The 20,513-nt window shown below is 62.4% G+C and carries 13 protein-coding genes and 4 pseudogenes; 5 read left to right on the top strand and 12 right to left on the bottom strand.

The window, feature by feature from the left end; all coding sequences use genetic code 11:
- Positions 1–3: 3 nt before the first annotated feature.
- The 3 genes and pseudogenes from N7E02_RS00970 to N7E02_RS00960 form a co-directional block, all read right to left on the bottom strand.
- A complete protein-coding gene (locus tag N7E02_RS00970) occupies positions 4–1,248 on the bottom strand; it encodes an NAD(P)/FAD-dependent oxidoreductase (RefSeq protein WP_286578249.1) in 1,245 nt (414 codons plus the stop codon).
- 263 nt (positions 1,249–1,511) lie between these two features.
- A pseudogene (locus N7E02_RS00965) lies at positions 1,512–2,479 on the bottom strand (dihydrodipicolinate synthase family protein).
- 101 nt (positions 2,480–2,580) lie between these two features.
- Entirely contained in the window at positions 2,581–3,285 is a 705-nt protein-coding gene (locus N7E02_RS00960; RefSeq protein WP_286578248.1) for a GntR family transcriptional regulator, read from the bottom strand.
- Between the two features lie 191 nt (positions 3,286–3,476).
- Between N7E02_RS00960 and N7E02_RS00955 the strand changes: the two genes are divergently transcribed.
- Positions 3,477–4,319, top strand: a complete 843-nt coding sequence (locus N7E02_RS00955) for a glycosyl transferase (RefSeq protein ID WP_286578247.1) — start codon at positions 3,477–3,479, stop codon at positions 4,317–4,319.
- Between the two features lie 23 nt (positions 4,320–4,342).
- Here the strand turns inward: N7E02_RS00955 and scpC are convergent, their stop codons facing one another.
- The 4 genes and pseudogenes from scpC to repA all read right to left on the bottom strand — a co-directional run bounded on the left by scpC (position 4,343) and on the right by repA (position 9,776).
- Positions 4,343–5,848, bottom strand: coding sequence for a succinyl-CoA:acetate CoA-transferase ScpC (gene scpC, locus N7E02_RS00950; protein ID WP_286578246.1), 1,506 nt, complete (start codon positions 5,846–5,848; stop codon positions 4,343–4,345).
- A 103-nt stretch (positions 5,849–5,951) separates the two neighbouring features.
- A pseudogene (gene repC / locus N7E02_RS00945) lies at positions 5,952–7,144 on the bottom strand (plasmid replication protein RepC).
- Between the two features lie 241 nt (positions 7,145–7,385).
- A pseudogene (repB, locus tag N7E02_RS00940) lies at positions 7,386–8,464 on the bottom strand (plasmid partitioning protein RepB).
- A 46-nt stretch (positions 8,465–8,510) separates the two neighbouring features.
- A complete protein-coding gene (gene repA, locus N7E02_RS00935; RefSeq protein ID WP_286578389.1) occupies positions 8,511–9,776 on the bottom strand; it encodes a plasmid partitioning protein RepA in 1,266 nt (421 codons plus the stop codon).
- Positions 9,777–10,160: 384 nt separating this feature from the next.
- On the opposite strand from repA, the gene N7E02_RS00930 reads away from it, so the two are divergent.
- From N7E02_RS00930 to N7E02_RS00915, 4 genes are all read left to right on the top strand, one after another.
- Positions 10,161–11,279 (top strand): anhydro-N-acetylmuramic acid kinase, encoded by a 1,119-nt coding sequence (locus N7E02_RS00930; protein WP_286578245.1) that lies wholly within the window; start codon positions 10,161–10,163, stop codon positions 11,277–11,279.
- Between the two features lie 135 nt (positions 11,280–11,414).
- Complete coding sequence (gnd, locus tag N7E02_RS00925) at positions 11,415–12,413, top strand: phosphogluconate dehydrogenase (NAD(+)-dependent, decarboxylating) (RefSeq protein ID WP_286578244.1); 999 nt, start codon at positions 11,415–11,417, stop codon at positions 12,411–12,413.
- 55 nt (positions 12,414–12,468) lie between these two features.
- Positions 12,469–13,665, top strand: coding sequence for a carbohydrate kinase (locus tag N7E02_RS00920; RefSeq protein ID WP_286578243.1), 1,197 nt, complete (start codon positions 12,469–12,471; stop codon positions 13,663–13,665).
- A 14-nt stretch (positions 13,666–13,679) separates the two neighbouring features.
- Entirely contained in the window at positions 13,680–14,603 is a 924-nt protein-coding gene (locus tag N7E02_RS00915; RefSeq protein ID WP_286578242.1) for a pseudouridine-5'-phosphate glycosidase, read from the top strand.
- 24 nt (positions 14,604–14,627) lie between these two features.
- On the opposite strand, the gene ertB is transcribed toward N7E02_RS00915, so the two are convergent.
- The 5 genes and pseudogenes from ertB to ertD form a co-directional block, all read right to left on the bottom strand.
- Entirely contained in the window at positions 14,628–16,289 is a 1,662-nt protein-coding gene (gene ertB, locus N7E02_RS00910; RefSeq protein ID WP_286578241.1) for a thiourocanate hydratase, read from the bottom strand.
- Between the two features lie 11 nt (positions 16,290–16,300).
- Positions 16,301–16,486 (bottom strand): hypothetical protein, encoded by a 186-nt coding sequence (locus N7E02_RS00905; protein ID WP_286578240.1) that lies wholly within the window; start codon positions 16,484–16,486, stop codon positions 16,301–16,303.
- Positions 16,487–16,657: 171 nt separating this feature from the next.
- Positions 16,658–17,744 (bottom strand): annotated as a pseudogene (gene ertC, locus N7E02_RS00900) (thiohydantoin desulfurase).
- A gap of 12 nt (positions 17,745–17,756) precedes the next feature.
- A complete protein-coding gene (locus tag N7E02_RS00895; RefSeq protein WP_286578239.1) occupies positions 17,757–19,007 on the bottom strand; it encodes a Zn-dependent hydrolase in 1,251 nt (416 codons plus the stop codon).
- The gene (ertD, locus tag N7E02_RS00890) at positions 19,004–20,386 is read right to left on the bottom strand and encodes a hydantoin-5-propionate amidohydrolase (RefSeq protein ID WP_286578238.1); all 1,383 of its coding nucleotides are present in this window, start codon (positions 20,384–20,386) and stop codon (positions 19,004–19,006) included. Before ertD ends, N7E02_RS00895 begins: the two co-directional genes overlap by 4 nt.
- Positions 20,387–20,513: the final 127 nt, after the last annotated feature.

The raw sequence follows: 20,513 nt of genomic DNA, 5'->3' as shown, positions 1-20,513 counted from the left end.
ATCTCAGCCGAACCGCTGCGGTGAGAATGGCGCCAGATCGACCGATGGCGCCTGGCCGGTCAGGATATCGGCAACGAGACGCGCCGTTCCGGCCGATTGGGTCAGGCCAAGATGGCCATGGCCGAATGCGTAGACGACGCTCGCAGTTGCCTTCGAGCGGCCAATCGCCGGCAGGCTGTCGGGCAATGACGGACGGAAACCCATCCACTGGGTGCCGCCATGCGGCTTGAGACCCGGCAGGAAAGCCTGGGCCTTTTTCAGCATCGCATCCGAGCGGGCGAAATTCGGCGGCAGTTTGAGGCCGCCGAGTTCGACCGCGCCACCGACGCGTATGCCGCTTGTCAGCCGGGTGACGACGAAGCCGTGGCCGCCGAACGTGACCTGGGTGCGCAGGTCGAAGGCATCGGTCGGAAGCGTGGTGTTATAGCCGCGCTCGGTCTCCAGCGGGATATTTTCACCGAGCGAGCGGGCGATCTGATGGGAAAAGGCGCCGGCAGAAAGCACGACCTTGCCTGTCTTCATCACTGTGCCGGTCGCGGTGACGATCTCGACGCCGTCTCCGACCGGACGCAGCGCCTTGACGTTAGCAATCTCGATCACTCCGCCGCGGGCGCGAAAATTCTCGGCCAGCGCGAGCGTGTAGAATTTCGGATCGGCAATCGAATACCAGCCCGGCGTGAAGGTGCCATGGGTGAAGCGCGGGGCAAGTCCCGGCTGGATCGCGGCCATCTCCGTCGCGTCCATATGGCTGAACTCGATCCCGTGGCGGGCCCTCGCCTCCCAGCCGGGCATCGAGGCCTGCAGCTCGGCATTGCTTTCATAGACCTGGAGATTGCCTTCCTTGCGCAGCATGGAAAGCGTTTCGGTGGCGGACAGAAAGTCTTCGAGCGCCGCCTTGGAGAGATCCATCAACGAGGTCTGCGCTGCGACCGAATGATCGACCCGCGACGGTTGGCAGGCCCGCCAGAAACGGTACATCCACGGCGCGATGTTCAGCGCATAGGCCGGCGGGATCGACAATGGGCCGAGCGGATCAAGCAGCCACTTCGGCGCCTTCTTCAGGATGCCCGGAGAGGCGAGCGGCAGGATGTCGGTAAAGGCGAAGGCTCCGGCATTGCCGGCAGACGCGCCCGCCGCCGGGCCTTCACGATCGACCACCATGACGCTGAGGCCACGCATCTGCGCAGCAATTGCCGCCGACAGGCCAACCACGCCTGCACCGATCACGACGACATCCGATCTCATCATTCTCTCATGCTTCCCGGCTGTCATGCCTGCGTTTCGATGAAGCCTAGGCATTGTATCTGTATAGATGGAAAACCCGTCTCGCGGAGGTATCGAACGAAGCTCGAAAATCCACCGCCGTCATCCTCGCCCTTGTGGCGAGGATCCAATCACGTCGATAAAACCTCACCGTTGCAGATCCTCGGGACAAGCCCGAGGATGACGGCGGAAACGTCGTATGCCACTCTTTGACAGATGGAACCTTTCTCGCGAAGGGCTCCCAAATATCAGGCCGCAGCCTTGCAGGCCTGCACCGCGCCAGGCAGCTTGCTCCAGTCGGCGTACCACTTATCGAAGAGCGCGAGCTGCGCTTCGACATAACCTCGCTGGCTGTCGCTCAGCACGTCGGTCTCGATAAAGTTCAGCGCGTATTCCTTGTCCCCCTTCAGTACCATCATGTGCTTGAAGTAGAGAACCAGATCCGGGCCTTCGTCGAAGGAGGAAAGCACGCCGAGCGCTTCTTCGAGTTCCTTGGCACGGGCGCGGGCGTCGGCGTCGCCGGCAGCAGCCGCTTGGGCGAGGTTGCACAGATGCAGCACTTCCTTCGGCAGGACATTGCCGATACCGGTGATCGCACCCGTCGCGCCGCAGTTGACATAGCCGTGGAAGACGGCGGTATCGACGCCGATCATCAGGGTGACGTCATCATCGCGGCTGGTGATGTTTTCGGCCGCATAGCGCATGTCCGCAGGGCCGCCGAATTCCTTGAAGCCGACGAGGTTCGGGTGTTCGGCGCGCAGCGCGAAGAACAGGTCGGCGCGGGTGGCGAAGCCGTAATAGGGGCTGTTGTAGATGACGGCCGGCAGATCTGGTGCGGCCGAGAGGATCGCCTTGAAGTGGGCCTTCTGGGCGGAGATGACAGAGCCGCGGGAAAGAACGCGCGGGATGACCATGAGGCCCTGGGCGCCAACCTTCTGGGCATGGGCGGCGAGTGCCACGGCGGAAGCCGAGTTGATCGCACCCGTGCCGACGATGACCGGAATGCCGGCCTTGACCAGGCGCTCGACGCCTTCCATGCGCTGCGCATCCGTCAGAAGCGGCCAGTCGCCCATCGAACCGCAATAGACGACGGCCGACATGCCGGCTGCGATCAGCTGCTTGGCCTTGGCGACCAGCGCGTCAAAATCCGGGCTGCGATCCGCCTTGCAGGGGTCATCAGGGCCGGCACGACGCCGGAAAAGATACTGGCCTTCATCTCTCAGAACTCCTTGAAGCAACTGACGGGCATGACATCCCGCGTTTTCTGGAAGAGAGAATACTCCTTCCAGAAGCGTTGTCGACAAAAAATACAAGAGATCAAAGTTCGATATCGACGCGGTCGTTGCGCGTCAGAAGACGGCCGATCTGCTCGACGATCTGCTCACCATGGGCGTTGCCGAGACGGTCGGCGGACGCGACATCGCGGGCCTTGATGGCTGCAATGAGTTCCTCGTGTTCATCGACAAAACGCGGTGGCAGACGATCATCATAGGACTGGTAGTAGAGCCGCAGCATGCGACGCCCCTCGCCGAGCAGCCGATCGAAGAAGGCCGCGTAATAGCTGTTGCGGGCCGCAGCCGCGATGGCGGAATGGAAGGCCGCATTGGTCGCGATCATCGCCAGCGCATCCTGCGCCTCGACGGCCGCCGTGAACTCGGCCTGGTGCTCGCGGATGATTTCGAGATCTTCCGCCCGGTGGTGCTGAGCCGCCAGCCGCGTGGTCACGCGATACATCAGGACGAGCGCATCGAAATAGGCCGGCATGCCGAGGAAATCGATATTCGACACCATGGTCGAACGGTTGGGCAGCGTCTCGATCAGGCCCTCGCCGGCAAGTCGTACCAATGCCTCGCGGATCGGTGTGCGCGACATGCCGAAACGGGCCGCGAGCTGTACCTCGTCGATGGCACTGCCGGGCGCCAGCTTCAGGTCGAGGATTTCGTCCCGCAGCAGGTCGTAGACCAGCTTTACGCCGGACCCGCGTTTGCGTTCGATCGTCAGACCCTGATCATTGTCCGCCATCCGCTTCCCTCTTGTCGACATGATGTACCATGCCCTTAACGCATCGGCGCGTTTCTTCATAGGTGAGCTGCGCGGCAAAGCTTGCGTCGCGCCGCCGCGGCGCCTAAATAGCGGCCTGTCGCAGGTGGCACGCATCGCTGATGCCCAGCGTTCGGCATAAGACTAATAAATCCAAGGTATCGGGTGCGTTCATGAGTGATGTTCTGGCTGCAAGCAACGGCGTCAAACAGGTAATCTGCATCAGCTGGGGCACCAAATACGGACCTGTCTTCATCAACAAGCTCTACGGCATGGTGAAGCGCAACATCACGCCGCCGTTTACCTTCACCTGCTTCACCGACAGCCGCGAAGGCCTGCACCCGGAAATCCTTTGCGAAGACCTGCCGCCGCTCGGTATCGAGAACATGCCAACCAATACAAAGGGCATTTGGCAGAAGTCGCGCCTCTGGGGGCCAACGCTCGGATCATTGCGCGGCCCGGTTCTCTTTCTCGACCTCGATCTGGTGATCGTCGGCTCGCTCGACGAATTCTTCACCATCGGCCAGGCCGATGACGTGGTTCTCGCCCGCAATCAGACGACGCCGTTCGAGCGTCTCGGCCAGACCTCGGTCTTCCGCTTTCCGGTCGGCAAGCTGGTGTCGATCCAGGAAAAATTCCGTGCCAACCCGCAGGCGGTCGCAGACGAGTACAAATTCGAGCAGCGCTATGTCACGCGCAACGCGCCGGGCGGCATCAAGCTCTTCCCGCGCAAATCCGTGCTTCATTTCAAGCAGGATTGCCGCTGGCCCTTCCCGCTCAACTATTTCTTTGCGCCTTCACTGCCGAAGAATGCGAAGATCGTTCTCTTCCCGCGCAACTTTCATCCGCAGAATGCCGCCAAGGGCATCTTCGGCCAGAGCGGGCAAGTTCTTTCGCCGCTCTCCCATTTCATGAATGTATTCGACAAGAGCAAGCGGCCGAAGAAATCTGCCTTCCGGCACTTGCGTCACTATATCCGGCCTGCCCCATGGGTTGCCGATAACTGGCGAGAATAGTCTCCCGCGACAGATCATCTGACTTAGATTATCGGAACGGAAAAGCGCATATCGCCCGTCCGACGCCCTCGTTCATGCCAGGACAAGGCTTCCTCCAGCAGGTGCGGCGTATGTCCGCCGCGGGCGCAGGCGCGAGCGAAGTAATCTTGCAACTCGGCACGGAAGTCTGGGTGACAACAGTTCTCGATGATCCTTGACGCCCGCTCACGCGGCGCGAGTTCCCGTAGATCCGCCAGTCCCTGTTCGGTGACGATGATATCGACATCATGCTCCGTATGGTCGACATGCGGGACCATCGGCACAATGGCGGAAAGCCGGCCGTTCTTGGCAAGCGATTTGGTGACGAAGATCGAAACATAGGCGTTGCGGGCGAAATCTCCCGATCCGCCGATCCCGTTCATCATGTGGGTGCCGTTGACATGGGTCGAGTTGACGTTGCCGTAGATATCCACTTCGAGCGCCGTGTTGATGCCGATCACACCGAGCCTTCGGATCACTTCCGGGTGGTTGCTGATCTCCTGCGGTCTGAGGACGAGACGATCCTTATAACGTTCGAAATTGCCAAACACCCGCTCCGCGCAAGCCGATGACAGGGTGATGGACGATCCCGAGGCAAATGAGAGCTTCCCTTCGTCGAACAGGTCGAACGTGCTGTCCTGCAGGACTTCGCTATACATCCGCAGATGATGGAAGGGACCGGCGGCCAATCCTTTGAGAACCGAGTTGGCGACCGTGCCGATCCCGGCCTGCAGGGGCTGCAGCGTCAGATCCAGCCTGCCGGCCTCGACTTCGCGTTCGAAGAAGCTGACGAGATGCGCCGCGATCGCCCGGGTCTCGTCGTCTTCCGGCTCGACGGTAGAGGCACTGTCCTTTTCGTTGGTGACGACGATCGCCGCGATCTTTTCAGGATCGATCGGCACATAGTTGAACCCCACCCTGCTGTCGCAGGCGACGACCGGAATGGGAACGCGCGTCGGGCGCCGGCCGGGAATATAGATGTCGTGCAGGCCTTCGAGCCCAGCCGACTGGCCGAGATTGATTTCGACGATGATCTTTTTCGCGAGGATCGCGAAACTTGCCGAATTGCCGATCGACGTCGTCGGCACGATGCCACCCATTTCGTTGATCGCCGCCGCCTCGACGATCGCATAGTCCATTGGGCCGAGCTGATTGGAGCGAAGATGCTCGACGGTTTCCGACAGATGCTGGTCGATGAACATGACCTCGCCGCGATTGATCGCTGCACGCAGAACCGCGTCCGACTGGAAGGGCATGCGCCGCGCCAGGACATTGGCTTCGGTCAGCACCCGGTCGATATCGTGGCCGAGCGACGCGCCGGTGATCAGCGTGATCTGGAACGGATCGACCTTCGCCCGGTCGGCCATGGCGAAAGGCACCGCCTTTGCATCCCCGGCGCGGGTGAAGCCACTCATCCCAACGATCATACCATCGCTTATCAAGGATGCCGCCTCCGCCGGGCTCATCATGCGGTCAAGCAGTTCGGGACGGCGTATGCGGTGTTCAATCATGGTCTTACCCGATTGGTGATGCGTCACCTCTACATGAACCCGATGCCCCGGCCTTGATCAACGTCAACAATGACGCAATCCGGCCGGGTGGACGCTGCGGGCTTTAAACCCGCAGCGCATTGAGCATCGGCCGGATCGAGAAGCGGTTGAGCTGCGCCTTGCGGGTCAGTTCGCGCAGATATCCGCCGGCGGACCGAATTGAATCAGCTTTTTCGAGCATGGCCGCGATGACGATGGCCGCGGTTCTATCCCCCATGGCCTGTCGTGCTTCCGCCCAGGCGCTCGGGCTGACCCCCAGCATCGAGCGGACCAGTTCGGCCGCCGACAGCACATCGCGCCAATCCTTGACGCCGCCCTTCACGTAATCGGCTATCTGCGGGCAGCGCTGCAGGAATTCCTCCAGCGGGATCGCCTCCTCCTTCGACTTCCGCTTGGGCGATGCAGGTGCCGCCGCCCGCCTATTTTGTTCATTGCCGTTTAATTCAAGATTTAGCTCTGTGTTTGAATTCTGAATATGGCGCTCAAAAAGTACCTCATTGGCGCTCATTTCCTGCTCAGAGAGAGAATTGAGGTATTCGGTCTCCACCTCTGCACGAAGACGGACGAGCTCGGTGCAGCGTGCCTTGAGCGTTTCCTGGTCCAGCAGGCGCATGTACCGTCCTGAGAGTGCCGCCAGCCGCTCCTGAAACTCCATCCAGTCGCCCCGGCGCTCTTCGTGCAGTGCCGCCTCGATGATCTTGGCCACGTCGCGCAGGTGAAGGGTCATCTCGGCCCTCAGCGCAGCAAGACGCTTGGTCTCCTCCTCACCTTCTCGGCCGATGCCAGGATTTCCTCGGCACGCAACGCGAAGGGCGCGAGGTCGAATCCGAACGCATCCTCGACCTTGCCGTCACCGTCACGCCTGCAGAAGCGCTTGCCGTTGGCGCTGTCGCGGCGGAAGATGAAGCCACCCTCGACCAGTGCCGCCAGATGCCGGCGCAGCGTCGGCGGCGACATGCCGCGCGAACGGATCGACAGTTCCACATTAGACGGGAAGACGATAATCGGCGCGCTGCCGTCTAGTTCCCGGTCCTGGTGGAAGCTGGTCAGCGCCTCAAGCACGCAGATCGACCGGTCGGAAAGACCATAGACCTCGCGCGCCTCGCTCAGCGCCCGTATCAGTTGCCACTTTTCAGCCTTGCCCTTGTAATTTCCGGCGTCACCCGAGCGCAGGCTTTCCTGCCGGCGCTCGACTTCGGCCTGGAGGGCAAAAATTCGCGCAGTAAAGCGCGCGCCGCCGAAAGGCGTCGTTGCCATTCTCTCTACCATCTGCGTCTCCGTGCGGAGGCAAGTGCCCGGCAGACGTACCTTTCAGCCATAAATCATCGTGCCGAAGCCGGCATTACTGCCGTCGACTCTTGACTTTGGGCATTGGAAGTGATTCTCTTGAACTGCTTAGATTGAAGAGGGCTTCCAGGACGGTGACGTTTTGGGGGCCTTTTTTCTTGCTCTCTTGGCTTCCTTTTCTTTCTCTCGATAAACCTTCGTTTTCTCCGCCCTATCCCTTGTTCGGGGATCGGCCGGCGAGAAATGCGTTGTAATGTTCGACCAGAGCCTTGGCGGCCTCGTCGACGAAATCCCTGTCCACGCCTGCGGCAAACTCGATACGGCTCGCCTTGCCGTCCCTGCGCAGCTGGGCAAACATCTTGCCGTTGCGGTCGGTGAGCGCCAGAGGTTCGGCGCGCTCCACCTTCTGCGGCTTGGACGACAGCCGGTCGAACAGGCGCTGGAAACGCTCGTCGCTGCCGGCCATCTGGAAGGCCTGGCTTCCGGTTTCCTCGCCGGCCGAGGCCTGCGCCTTTGCGGAGCCGAGCAACTCGCCGAGTTTCATCCAGCGATCGCGCCCGGCCTTCGGCGCGGCACCAACGGCGCGGATGACCGTATCCGGAACGCTTTCAACCACCTGCAGCAGTCGCGACAGCTCGCTCTTCTGCACCGACAGCGCGTCACCGATGACCTTGCGGTCGAAACCGTGGGTCAAAGGTTCTTCGCAAAGACCGCGCGCTCGATGAAGGAGAGGTTGCGGCGCTCGGCATTCTCCTTGCCCTGCGCCAGAACCAGTTCGTCATCGGACAGGGCGCGGACGATCGCCTTGACCTCGATGCCGAGCCGCGATGCAGCACGGATACGACGGTGACCGTAGGCGGTCTGGTAGCGGCCCGGCTTTTCCGGATGATTGCGCAACAGGACCGGCACCTGCTGGCCGCTTTCGCGCATGCTGTCGATCAGCGCCGCAAGATCCTCGTCATCCTGTTCGCCCAACCGCAGCCGGTCTTCGACGAAGGAGGAGTCGATCTTGTCGGGATGGATGGTGACGACGCGTTCGCCCTCACTCAGCGCCTGGCGCAGAAGGCGGGCCTCCTCGACCTCGCGGCTCATCGCATTGAGCGACAGCCCCATGGCCTTAACCGCGCCGGAAGAGGTTCGCGCACCCTGATTGGCGCCGGGTCCGGTCTGCACCGGCGGCGTTTCGGCAACCGGCTTCGGCACCGACGTGGTCTCGGGCGCAGGATCGGCGCCGGGCGCAAGCCCGCCTCCGAAAAGCGCTTTCAACTCGTTCTTGCGGCTGCCTGCCATGTCCGAAAACCTTCCTTCCGTTTATCGGCCCAAGGCCGCATGCCCTCTATCGGCCCCAGGCCGCATGAATCAGTGCCTCGACTTCGCCATTGACCGCGTTCATCGCCTCGACGGCGCGGTCATAGGTGGAGCGGGTGAAATTCTCGCGACCGACCTCGTAAAGCGTCTGCTTGGTCAGGCCCGCATCGGAGACCGCCGTGGATTTCAGCATCGGTGCCGTCAGCACGCGGTCGCCGAAAAGCGAACGCATGAAGCCGACGATCTGCGCCTGCGGTCCGTCATTGGGCTCGAAGCGGGTGACCAGATAGCGGAGGAAATCGAAATTGAGCGTGCCGCCTGCTTCGCGCACCACCGACAGAAGGTCGGAGGTCATGAACAGGAACTGGTTCATCGACGCAACGTCGAGCATCTGCGGATGAACGGTGACGATGACCGACGTAGAGGCGCAGAGCGCCGACAGCGTCAGGTAGCCGAGCTGCGGCGGGCAGTCGATGACGACGATGTCGTAATCGTCCTGGACGGTCGCAAGCACCGCCTGGATGCGGGCAAAGAACATCGGCCCGCGATCCTTGCCGTTCTGCCGGTCGGCCAGCGCCTGGGGCGTCACATGCTCGAATTCCTGCAGTTCGATATTGCCCGGAATGAGATCGAGGCCCGGGAAATAGGTGCCGCGAATGATATCGGACAGAGCGCGCTGCTCGTCGTCGTAGCGGATCGCGCCATAGAGCGTATCGTTGCCGGTAAGGTCGAGCTCCGGCTGGTAGCCGAACAGGGCAGACAGCGAAGCCTGCGGATCGAGATCGATCGCGAGCACCCGGTGACCAGTAAGCGCCAGATGCTGGGCGAGATGGGCGGCCGACGTCGTCTTGCCGGAGCCGCCCTTGAAGTTGGTGACGGAAATGACCTGCAGGTGTTCGCCCTCGGCCGCATCGCGGCGGGGCAGATATCCTTTCGCCTTGGCGACATTGCCCTTGGCAATCGCCTGCTCGGCCAGATGGGCGCGCAGGGCGTTGATATCCGCCAGGGAATAGAAGCGACGGCCGCCGGCGCCGGTCTCCGGCTGCGGCCCCTCGCCGGCAAGCGAGAGCTGGCGCAGATAGCCGTCCGAGACGCCGATGAGCTTGGCGGCCTCGCCTGAGGAGAAACTGCGCAGCGTCTTGCTTGACAGTGGCGGGAACAGCCGCTCGCGCATCGCCTTCAGCTGCTCGGACAGCGCGCGTGCGTCACGGGCGATCGTCTCGTCCGCGAGCTGGCGCTCCTCCAGCATGCCCGCGCCCTTCGGCGCTCCAGATTTCTTAGCCGATACGGCCATCCCCAACGTCTCCTTGATGTCCATCAGCCCCTCCTGGTATCCGTGACCACCATGGACCGCGGATGCGAAGGGACATTGACAGACAGCGATCTCGCAGGCGCCATACGCTCCAAACTCGAATTAACAGCGGAGCGATCCGGTTACGCCAAAAAGCAAGATAATCGCCTGCAACCGTTACGGACGGTGGACGTAAGCTTGAGTCGCGTCAAGAAATTTCTGTCACATTTGCGCCTTGATGGCGCTCCGAGGCCCAAAAGGACCGAAATTTACGTTCCGTTGACACAAGCGCATTCGAAACTCATGCCCATTCCGCTGCCTCGAGCGTGCCGTTCCCATTATAAAGAGGAAATATGATTCGGTGCGGCTTGAGGTGGAGATCAGCAAATGGAGCCAATCTGGGCGGTCGGCCTGATGACGGGAACGGTGCTGGACGGCAATATCGATGTTGCCCTCATCAAGACCGACGGCGAAAGCGTGGAAACCTTCGGCGCCTATACGCTCGCCCCGTATTCGACCGAGACCTTGAGGATGTTGGAGGAAGCTCTTCGACAGGCCCGTCTGTGGAATTTCGACGGACCGGAGCCAGCGATCTTCGCACAGGCGGAAGAGGCCTTGACCCGCGCCCAGTCGAAGGCAGTGCAGGATCTTGTGGCGAGTGCCGGGTTGTCGATGAAGGATGTCGGCATCGTCGGCTTCCACGGACAGACGGTGCTTCACCGCGCACCGACAAAGGATCGCCTGGGCGATACGCGCCAGCTCGGCGACGGGCAGTTAATGGCCAGGATAGTCGGCACCGATGTTGCCTATGATTTCCGGACCGCCGATGTCCGGGCTGGCGGACAGGGCGCGCCGCTTGCCGCGATCTATCACACGGCGCTTTTGCGCGGCGTCGACCGGAGCGGCGACAGCGCCATCCTCAATCTCGGCGGCGTCGGCAATATCACATGGTGGGACGGCGAGGATCTGCTCGTCGCCTTCGACACGGGCCCTGCCAATGCGCCGCTCAACGACTTCATCAAAGGGCTGGGCCTCGGCGAGATGGACCGCGACGGCGCGCTCGGCGCCTCAGGCACGGTCGACGAAGAGAGGCTCGAACGCTTGCTGCAGCATCCCTATCTGGCGGCGCCCTACCCCAAGTCGCTCGACCGGTTCGATTTCACTGCGGCCATGGCGGATGGGCTTAATGCGACCGATGGTGCCGCTACGCTCTCCGCCTTCACAGCCTCCGCCGTCGGCAAGGCGCTGGATCTCCTGCCCCGGCGGCCGAAACAGCTGATCGTCAGCGGCGGCGGGCGACATAACCCGACGATCATGGCGATGCTGGAAGATCGGGCGCGGGTGAAGGCAGTCTCCGCCGACAGGTTCGGATGGCGCGGCGATGCCGTGGAAGCCGAGTGTTTTGCGTTTCTTGCCGTCCGCGCGGCGCGCGGATTGCCAATCAGCTTTCCGACCACGACCGGCGTTCCGAAAGCTCAGACCGGCGGCCGGCTGGCAAAACCTTGATATTTTTCGTCATATTTCTGTGACAATCGCGACTGCATCGCACCACAAAAAAGTAAATCGATTTAAAAACTTGAGACCTGCGACACATCGCCCTAGTGTCCTGCCGACTCTAAAACTGCATCGAGAGGCTTACACATGCAGATCGGAATGATGGGACTTGGCCGCATGGGCGGCAATATGGTGCGACGCCTGATGCGCGCCGGCCATGAATGCATCGTCTACGACGTCAACCCGGCAGCCGTTCAGACGCTGGTCGGCGAAGGCGCGACCGGCATTTCGTCCGTCGAACAGTTCCTTGAGAAGCTTACGCCCCCGCGCGCCGTCTGGGTGATGCTGCCGGCAGCGATCACGCCAGCCATCGTCGACCAGCTCGCCACCTTCATGGAACCAGGCGACATCATCATCGACGGCGGCAATTCCAACTATCGCGAAGCGGTCGACCAGAGCGCCAAGCTTTCCGAAAAAGGCATTTCCTATGTCGACGTCGGCACGAGCGGCGGTGTCTGGGGCCTGGAGCGCGGCTTCTGCCTGATGATCGGCGGACCGGACAAGGCCGTCCAGACGCTCGACCCGATCTTCGCGGCCCTGGCGCCGGGAGCAGATCTGGATCCTTCGCTTCGCCCGGCCGAGCGCGGCTACCTGCATTGCGGCCCGAGCGGCGCCGGCCACTTCGTCAAGATGGTCCATAACGGCATCGAATACGGCATGATGCAGGCATATGCCGAAGGCTTCAACGTGCTGAAACAGGCCAATGCCGGCCACAGCCATCGCGAGGCCGATGCCGAAACCACGCCGCTGCCGGACAAGCAGTATTACCAGTTCGACATGGATATCGAGGCGATCAGCGAAGTCTGGCGGCACGGCAGCGTCGTCGGCTCCTGGCTGCTCGACCTCACTGCCGATGCGCTGAAGGGCGACCCGTCGCTTAGCGCATTCAGCGGACGCGTTTCGGATTCCGGCGAAGGCCGCTGGACGATGAAGGCGGCGATCGACATGGGCGTTCCGGTTCCGGTTCTCTCCGCAGCCGTATTCAGCCGCTTCGACAGCCAGGGCAATGCCGACTATGCCAACAAGATGCTGTCTGCGATGCGCAAGGCTTTCGGCGGTCACGTCGAGAAGCCGCACAACAAGTGACGCCTAGCAGTGGCGCTTGTATAAACATCTGTTGACACGATAGTCAGATGTTTGCATGAATAACCGGAGCGGAGGCAATGCCTTCCGCTCCGATTTCGTTTCTGCGCATGTCACTGATAAGACATGCCGAGGCCCATGCGATGAACCAGCCGCTTGCACCGCAGGAAAGCGCCGTCCTGGCGCTGATCAGGAAAACCCCTTTGTCGGGCAGCAGGAAATCGCCGATGCGCTCGGCCTCGCGCGATCGACGGTGGCGGCGCATATCGTCCAGCTGATGAACAAGGGGCACATTCTCGGGCGCGGCTATCTGCTGGCCTCGGAAGCACGGGCGGTCTGCATCGGCGGCGCGGTTCTCGACCGCAAGTATCACGCGCGGGCGAAGATCGTGCTGGAGACCTCCAATCCGGTCGACAGCACCCGCAGCCTCGGTGGCGTCGCCCGCAATGTCGCGGAAAACCTTGCCCGGCTCGGGTCTTCCACCGGCTTCATCTCGATCGTCGGTGACGATGATGGCGGGCACGCGCTTCTCAAATACATGCGCGAGATCGGCATCGATGTCAGCCAGGTGGTGACGACGAACGAGCGCCCGACGGCAGAATATGCGGCAATCCTCGATGCCGCTGGCGATCTTGTGCTCGGCATTGCCGACATGAGCATTTTCGACCTGTTCCAGCCCGACCACATCGAGCGCGCCTGGCCGCATCTGGCTTCCGCCGGCTGGGTGTTTGCCGACTGCAATCTTTCGGCCGATGCGCTTTCGACGCTGATCACCAAGTGCAGATCTGCATCCTGCAGGCTCGCGATCGACGCGGTCTCCACCCACAAGGCGGCGCGCCTGCCGAAGGATCTCGCCGGCATCGACCTTCTGTTCATGAATATCGACGAGGCGAATGCCATTCTTGGTCTCTCGAACGAGCATACGCCGGATGGCGCTCGGCAGGCGGCGCTCGCGCTGCAGCAGACAGGCGCGGCAATGGCCGTCGTCAGCGCCGGGGCCCGGGGCATGGCCGTTGCAGGATCTGAAACCGAGACCTTCATCGAGGCGGTCAAGGCAACGCCCGTCGACATGACCGGAGCCGGCGACGCGATGATCGCAGCAACACTTCACCGCCTTCTCGAAGGCGACGACATTTTTGATGCGGCGCGCACAGGCGCGCTCGCTGCCACACTGACAACGGAATGCGCATCGAGTGTGCATCCCGGCCTCTCCGCCGCGTTCCTCGAGGAACATCGGCACAGGCTCAAATCTTGAAAGGACATGCCGACATGCAGCTCTTGAAGCCGAAGCTCAACAAGGAAGTCGCCGATGCCGTCGCCAAGGGCGGCCCGGTCGTCGCGCTGGAATCGACGATCATCACCCACGGCATGCCCTATCCGGCGAACCTCGAAACGGCAAAGGCCGTCGAGGCCGTAGTGCGCGCAAACGGTGCCGTGCCCGCGACGATCGCCGTCATCGACGGCGAGCTGCGCGCCGGCCTCGACCCGGAGGAACTGGAAACGCTTGCTCAGGCGAAAAACGTCGTGAAGGCCTCCGGCCGTGACCTCGCCGTTGCCATGGTGCGCGGCCAGACGGCCGGCACGACGGTGTCGGCCACCATGCTGCTTGCCGATCTCGCCGGCATCGACATTTTCGCGACCGGCGGCGTCGGCGGCGTGCATCGCGGTGCCGAGCAGACTTTCGACATTTCCGCCGACCTGACCGAACTCGGCCGCACGAAGACAGCGGTCGTCTGCGCCGGCGTGAAGTCGATCCTCGATATCGCCAAGACGCTCGAATATCTGGAAACCCAGCGCGTGCCGGTCATCGCTTACGGCACCGAGGATTTTCCGGCCTTCTTCACGCGCAAGAGCGGCTACAAGGCCGACCACAAGCTGGACAGCGCCGCCGAGATCGCCAAGGCGATGTGGCTGCACCACCAACTCGGAACCGGCACCGGCCTGCTGATCGCCAACCCGATCCCGGAAGCCGCGGCACTGACGCCGGAATTCATCGACGGCACGATTGCCGACGCGGTGCGCGAGGCGGACGAGCGCGGCATCGGCCGCAAGGAACTGACGCCCTTCCTGCTCGCCCGCATCAACGAGCTTTCCAGGGGCGAGAGCCTGAAGTCCAATATCGAGCTGGTGAAGAACAACGCGACGCTGGCCGCCAAGATGGCCGTCGCCTATTCCGCCCTGAAGAAGGCCTGACCTCCCGACGCCTACGGCTGGGCCTCAGCCCAGCCGTATATGCGGGACGTCGCCGCGCTCCGCGGCTTTCTCCGCCTCGTCATAGCCGGCATCCGCATAGCGGATGATGCCAAGCGAGGTGTCGTTGGTGATCGCCATGTCGAGCCGCTCGGCCGCAGCCTCCGTGCCGTCGGCGACGATAGTGACCCCGGCGCTCGTCATGTAGCCGGCATAACCGCCACCGCCCGAATGGATGACGACGAGATCGGCCTGTGACGAGCAGAGCGTCATGGCATTGATCAGCGGCCAGTCGGCGATCGCGTCCGAGCCGTCCTTCATGTTCTCGGTCATGATGTTGGGATGCGCCATGGCGCCGGCATCGAGATGGTCGCGGGAGAAGGCGACCGGGCCTTTCAGCTCGCCATTCGCCACCAGATCGTTGACCGCCAGCGCCAGCTTTGTCCGCTCGCCATGGCCGAGCCAGGCGATGCGCGCCGGCAGGCCTTCGAAGGGCACGTTCTCCCGCGCCAGCCGGATCCAGTTGGTGACGATGTGATTGTCCGGGAAAAGCTCCAGAACCAGATCGTCGATCCGGGCGATATCGCTCTCCTCGCCCGAGAGCGCCATCCAGCGGAACGGGCCGATCGCCTGGCAGAACAGCGGTCGCAGATAGGCCTCGGTGAAGATCGGGATATCGAAGGCGTTCTCGATGCCGCCCTGTTTGGCCTGGGTACGGATGAGATTGCCGTTGTCGAAGACTTCCGCGCCTTCTTCCTGCAGGGTGAGCATTGCGCGGACGTGGTCTGCGATCGAGGCGCGGCTCGCCGCCATCAACTGCCCCTGCCCCTCTTTTCGCAGCCGGCGGACTTCTTCGAGGCTCATGCCCTTCGGCACATAACCGTAGACGAGATCATGCGCCGAGGTCTGGTCCGAGACGACATCCGGCACGATGCCGCGCCTGACGATCTGCGGATAGATATCGGCGGCATTGCCGACGAGGCCGATGGAAACGGCTCGCTTCTCCTTCACCGCCGCGTCGATCATCGCGAGCGCGGCATCGAGATCGGGCGCCACCTCGTCGAGGAAGCCGATCTGCTTTCGCTTTTCGACCCGGTCGGGATCGATATCGACCACCAGGATCGCGGCCCCCGCCATTCGGCCGGCGAGCGGCTGTGCCCCGCCCATGCCGCCGAGACCGGCGGTCAGCACGAAGCGGCCGGCCAGCGTGCCGCCGAAACGCTTTTCGGCGATGCGCATGAAGATCTCGTAGGTGCCCTGGATGACACCCTGGCTGCCGATATATTGCCAGGCGCCAGCCGTCAGCCCGCCCCAGCAGATCAGCCCCTTGTCCTGCAGGTCGTAGAAATATTCCGCCTTCGCCCATTGGCCGACGATGTTGCAATTAGCCATGATGACGAGCGGCGCCTTGGCATGGGTTTTCAGAAGGCCCACCGGCTTGCCGGACTGGATGATCAGCGTCTGATCTTCGTCCATCTCCTTCAGCGCCTTGACGATCGCGTCATGTGCCGCCCAATTGCGCGCCGCCTTGCCGAGCGCGGCATAGACGATGAGATTGTCCGGATCCTCGCCGACCGACAGGACGTTTTCCAGAAGCCGCAGCAGTGCCTCCTGACGCCAGCCTCTCGCGCGCAGGTCTGAACCGCCGGGGATCGGGAATTTCGGATGGCGCGGGTTCGGCTTCGGCATGATCTACTCCATCAGAATTCTTCGATGACGAACGGAGCTTCATCATCGAAATCATTGTCAAAGAAATTCATGCGCTTGAACTTGCCGGTCAAATGGCCCCTCTCACGAAAGACCTCGATAAAATAATCAGCGCCGCCGGTTCGATGAGTTGAAAAGGGGATGCCAATGTCTCGAAGAGTTTCACACATACGAAACACGCAATTCTTCTCATGTGATCTGAACTCAAAGAGGTTCAGATGTTTGTAATGTTCACTTTCGTTCCTATTGAATCCTAGCGATGAAAATCGGGGAGCTTCGGATAGAGAACCCAACTCAATCAGTAACCTACCGGATTCTGCTATGGTTACGCGTGTAGGCTTCATCTACCGCTACCCCAGCGCATAATCCGCGATGCTGATACCCAGCGCCTTCTCGACGACCGGATAAACCGACGGATCCTTGACGCTCGACGACAGCGGAATGATCGTCTTCGGCACATGCAGCAGGAAGACGGCCATGCCGACCTCCAGTTGGCCGACGCTCATCGGCTCGCCCTCAGCCGATAGCGTCGCGATGATGTCGGGGAAAGTCGCCAAGCGCTTTCCGTCAGCACCGTCCACCGCCATGTATTCGTTCATCACATGCAGCTTCACGGCGCTGTCGCCGCTGCCAAGCGTGATCGTGCCAATATCGAAGGCTTCCTTCGTGTAGACCACTGATTTGTCCGTGACATGGCCCTCACCGATGATCGTGCCGCCGGTCGTCTTGACGATCGCGTCGATGATCGCGTGGCCGCCCTTTTTGTCCGCCTCGATGATCGCCTCGCCAAGCTTGAGTGCTAGGCTGATGCCGCCGAGGGCTGCGTTCTGGCGGACGTAAGAGGCGCGCAGTGGATTGCGGCAGGAGGCGATGAAGCCGCCGGACATGTCCGAGGCCGTGCGCAGGACCGGCGAGACCTTGGCGGTTGCGCCGCGCACGACGAGTTCGATATAGCGGTTTTCAGCACGGTTGCCGCCGACGGCGGTCTGGATCATCTGTTCAGGGAATTGGCCATGCCGATCGAGCCCATGTCGCCGGTCGGGTGGGCGCGGACGTCGCCCACGGCATCCAGCACCTTGGTGCCGAGGATGGCCGACGGCAGCCAGCCGTTCAGCGTAGAGGATTTTCCGTTCTGGCCGATCATCAGCGCCGAGACCTTTTCGCCGAGCGCATCCTGCAGCAGCTGGACCGCCTTGACGTAATCGATGCCCTGCATTTCCCAGGCGGTGGTCGAGGCCGGGGCGCCGATCGCCGCGGCGGTGGCGACCCAATCATTGTCTTCGAGTTCGTCGATGGAGATCAGCTCCGGCTTGCCGATCGAGACGGCGGCATAGCCCAGCATGCGCCCGTGATCCGACCATCCGCCGCCGCCCGCGGCATAGACCGAACCCCGCGGACCGCAGCCTCGACATCCTTTTCCGTCAATATGCGGCCCATCTTGCTATCTCCCTATTTCCTGTCGAGTTCGAGAACGGCTTCGTAGAGTACCGCGGCGCCGAGCGTGATGGCATCGTTTTCCGACCACTCTTCCGCGGCGTGGCTGCGACCATCCTTGCTGGCGATGAAGATCATCGCAGCAGGGGCGACCTTGGAGAGGAAGGCCGCGTCGTGACCTGCGCCGGACACCATCGGTCGGCTGGTGGCACCGATGCGCGCGGCACTTGACGCCAGAAGATCGGTCATCATCTCAGACATCGGCGTCGGCGCGGCATTGGAGACCCGGCGCGGTTCGGCGATCGTCACTTGGCGCGCGGTGGCGGTCTCGGCGCAAAGCTCGGAAAGCTGCGTGACAAAACTCTCCATCACGGCGGGCTCGACGGCGCGGGCGTCGATCAGCATGCGGACATGGGAAGGAATGACGTTGGCCGCATTCGGCTCCATCGAGAATTCGCCGACGGTGCCGGCGAAATAGCTCGGTCCGGCGGCCAGTTCACGCGCGATGCGTTCGATGCCGAGCACGACCAGCGAGGCAGCGCTCAGCGCATCGTAACGCGCATTCATCGGGGTCGTGCCGGCGTGATCCGCGCGGCCCTCGATGAGGATTTCGTAGCGGGAAATGCCGGTGATCGCGCCGACAATGCCGATATCGATCTTCTCGCGCTCCAGCACCGTGCCCTGCTCGATATGCAGTTCGAGGAAGGCCTTGATATCGGTGCGGCCACCGGCATCGGCCGGATCGCCGCCGACCCTGCGAATGCCTTCGGCGAGGTCGATATTGCCGTCGTCCGTATCGGCCGTGCGCTCCAGCCATTCCTGCGGCCTGACCCCTGTCATGCCGCGGCTGCCGATGCAGGAGACGCCGAAGATAGACACTTCCTCGGCGAGGAAATCGACGATTTCCAGATCATGCTCCAGTTCGATGCCGGCGTCACTCAGGGCGCGTGCCACTTCGAGCGCGGCGATGACGCCGGCAATGCCGTCGAAGCGTCCGCCATTCGGGACCGTATCGGTATGGGAGCCGAGCATCAGCGTGCCCTTGCCTTCGGCCTTGCCCTTGCGACGCCCGATCAGGTTGCCGGCGGCATCGATGCGGGTCTCAAGTCCTGCCTCGCGAAAGATCTTTTCCGCATAGTCACGGCCGCGCAGAAACATCGGGGTGAAGGCACGCCGGGTCCAGGGCCGGTCGGGCTCGGTGATTGCCGCAAGCGCGTCGATATCGGTTGCGATCCGATCGGCGTTGACGGCGATATTCGATGTCATGCGGCATGTTCCTGGATTGCGAGACTGATGGGAGGACGGACGAAACGGCCGGTGCCGGGTTCGGCAAGCACGGTTGTGCCGTCATAGGCGAGCGTGCCGCGAAGATAGGTTCCGGCGACCTTGTAAGGCAAGGTCATGCCGTCATAGGGCGACCAGCCGACGACGTTGTTGCCGGTCTTGGACGCGTCGAAGAAATGCTCTTCTTTGATCAGCACGGTGATATCGGCATGCTTTCCGACTTCCAGCGCGCCCTTGATATGGTCGATGCGGAAATGCCTTGCGGGGTTGAGCGTCATCAGCTTCGCTGCCCAGGTGAGCGACACGCCGCGTTCCAGCGCACCCTTGACGAAAAGCGGCACCATCGCCTCCAGCCCCGGCAGGCCGGACGCGTTGGCGAGCATGTCCGAATTGGTCTTGCGGTCGAGCGACCAGCTGACATGATCGGTCGACAGAAGCGTGACATTGCCGGCCGCGAGCTGCCGCCAGAGCTTTTCCACCTCGGCGCGCGGGCGGATCGGCGGATTGCATTTCGACTTGCCGCCCAGCCGTTTCGCATCCGTCTCCTGGTCGAGCGTCAGGTAATGGATCAGGCATTCCACCGTGGCGCGATGGCCCTGCGCACGATAGCCGGCGGCGATCTCGTAGCCGCGGCCGAGCGAGCAATGGACGACATGCGCCGGGCAGCCAGTGGCGGCGCCGATCTCGTAGATCTCCGTCATCGCCAAAAGCTCAGTCAGCGGCGGGCGCGACATTTCATGGGCGCGGTAATCGGTGATGCCGGAGGCCTTTACCTGCTCCATTGCCCAGCGGACATATTCGTCGTTTTCGTTATGGACGCCGGCGGTGAGGCCGGTCGGGGCAATGGCAGCAAAACACTCGGCCATCAGAGGCGCGAAAATGCGGGGAAAACGCTTCGGGTCGGTGCCGAAGGTGGAGAATTTGAAGGCGGAGACGCCTGCTGCGACCTGTTCGAGGATGCGCTTTGCCCCTTCCTGCGGATCGACCGTGCCGTAGAGCGCGAAATCGACGCGCGCCTGGCTCTCGCCGTGCAGCGCCTTGCCGCGCACGGCCTCGGCGGAGCAGACGAGATTGCCTTCGTCATAGGGCATGTCGACGATCGTCGTGACGCCGCCGGCCGCTGCCGAGCGGGTCGACCAGATGAAATCCTCCTGGTTCTTCTGCGACAGGGAATGGACCTGGGCGTCGATCGCGCCGGGAAGGATCAGCGATTCGCCGAGATCATGGCTCTCGCGCGCCGCCGGCATGTCGCCCTGCCCCACTGCCGCGACCAGACCATCCCGAACCGCGACGAAACCGCCCGGCACGATGCGATCGGGCAAGATCAGCGTGCCTTTGAGAACGAGATCGAAATCGGACATGGCAGTGCTCCCTTGCAGTTCTCATCGTGCCGTAACGGCAAAGTCAGAGCCTCACCATGGCGGCGGGGCGCCGATATCCCGATCCCGACACACGCCGTCCGGACCACGACCAACCGCCAAACTTTAT

Source organism: Terrirhizobium terrae, assembly GCF_030323265.1.
In the GTDB taxonomy this organism is placed as follows: Bacteria; Pseudomonadota; Alphaproteobacteria; order Rhizobiales; family Rhizobiaceae; genus Neorhizobium.
This window is presented reverse-complemented; position numbering and strand designations above follow the sequence as displayed.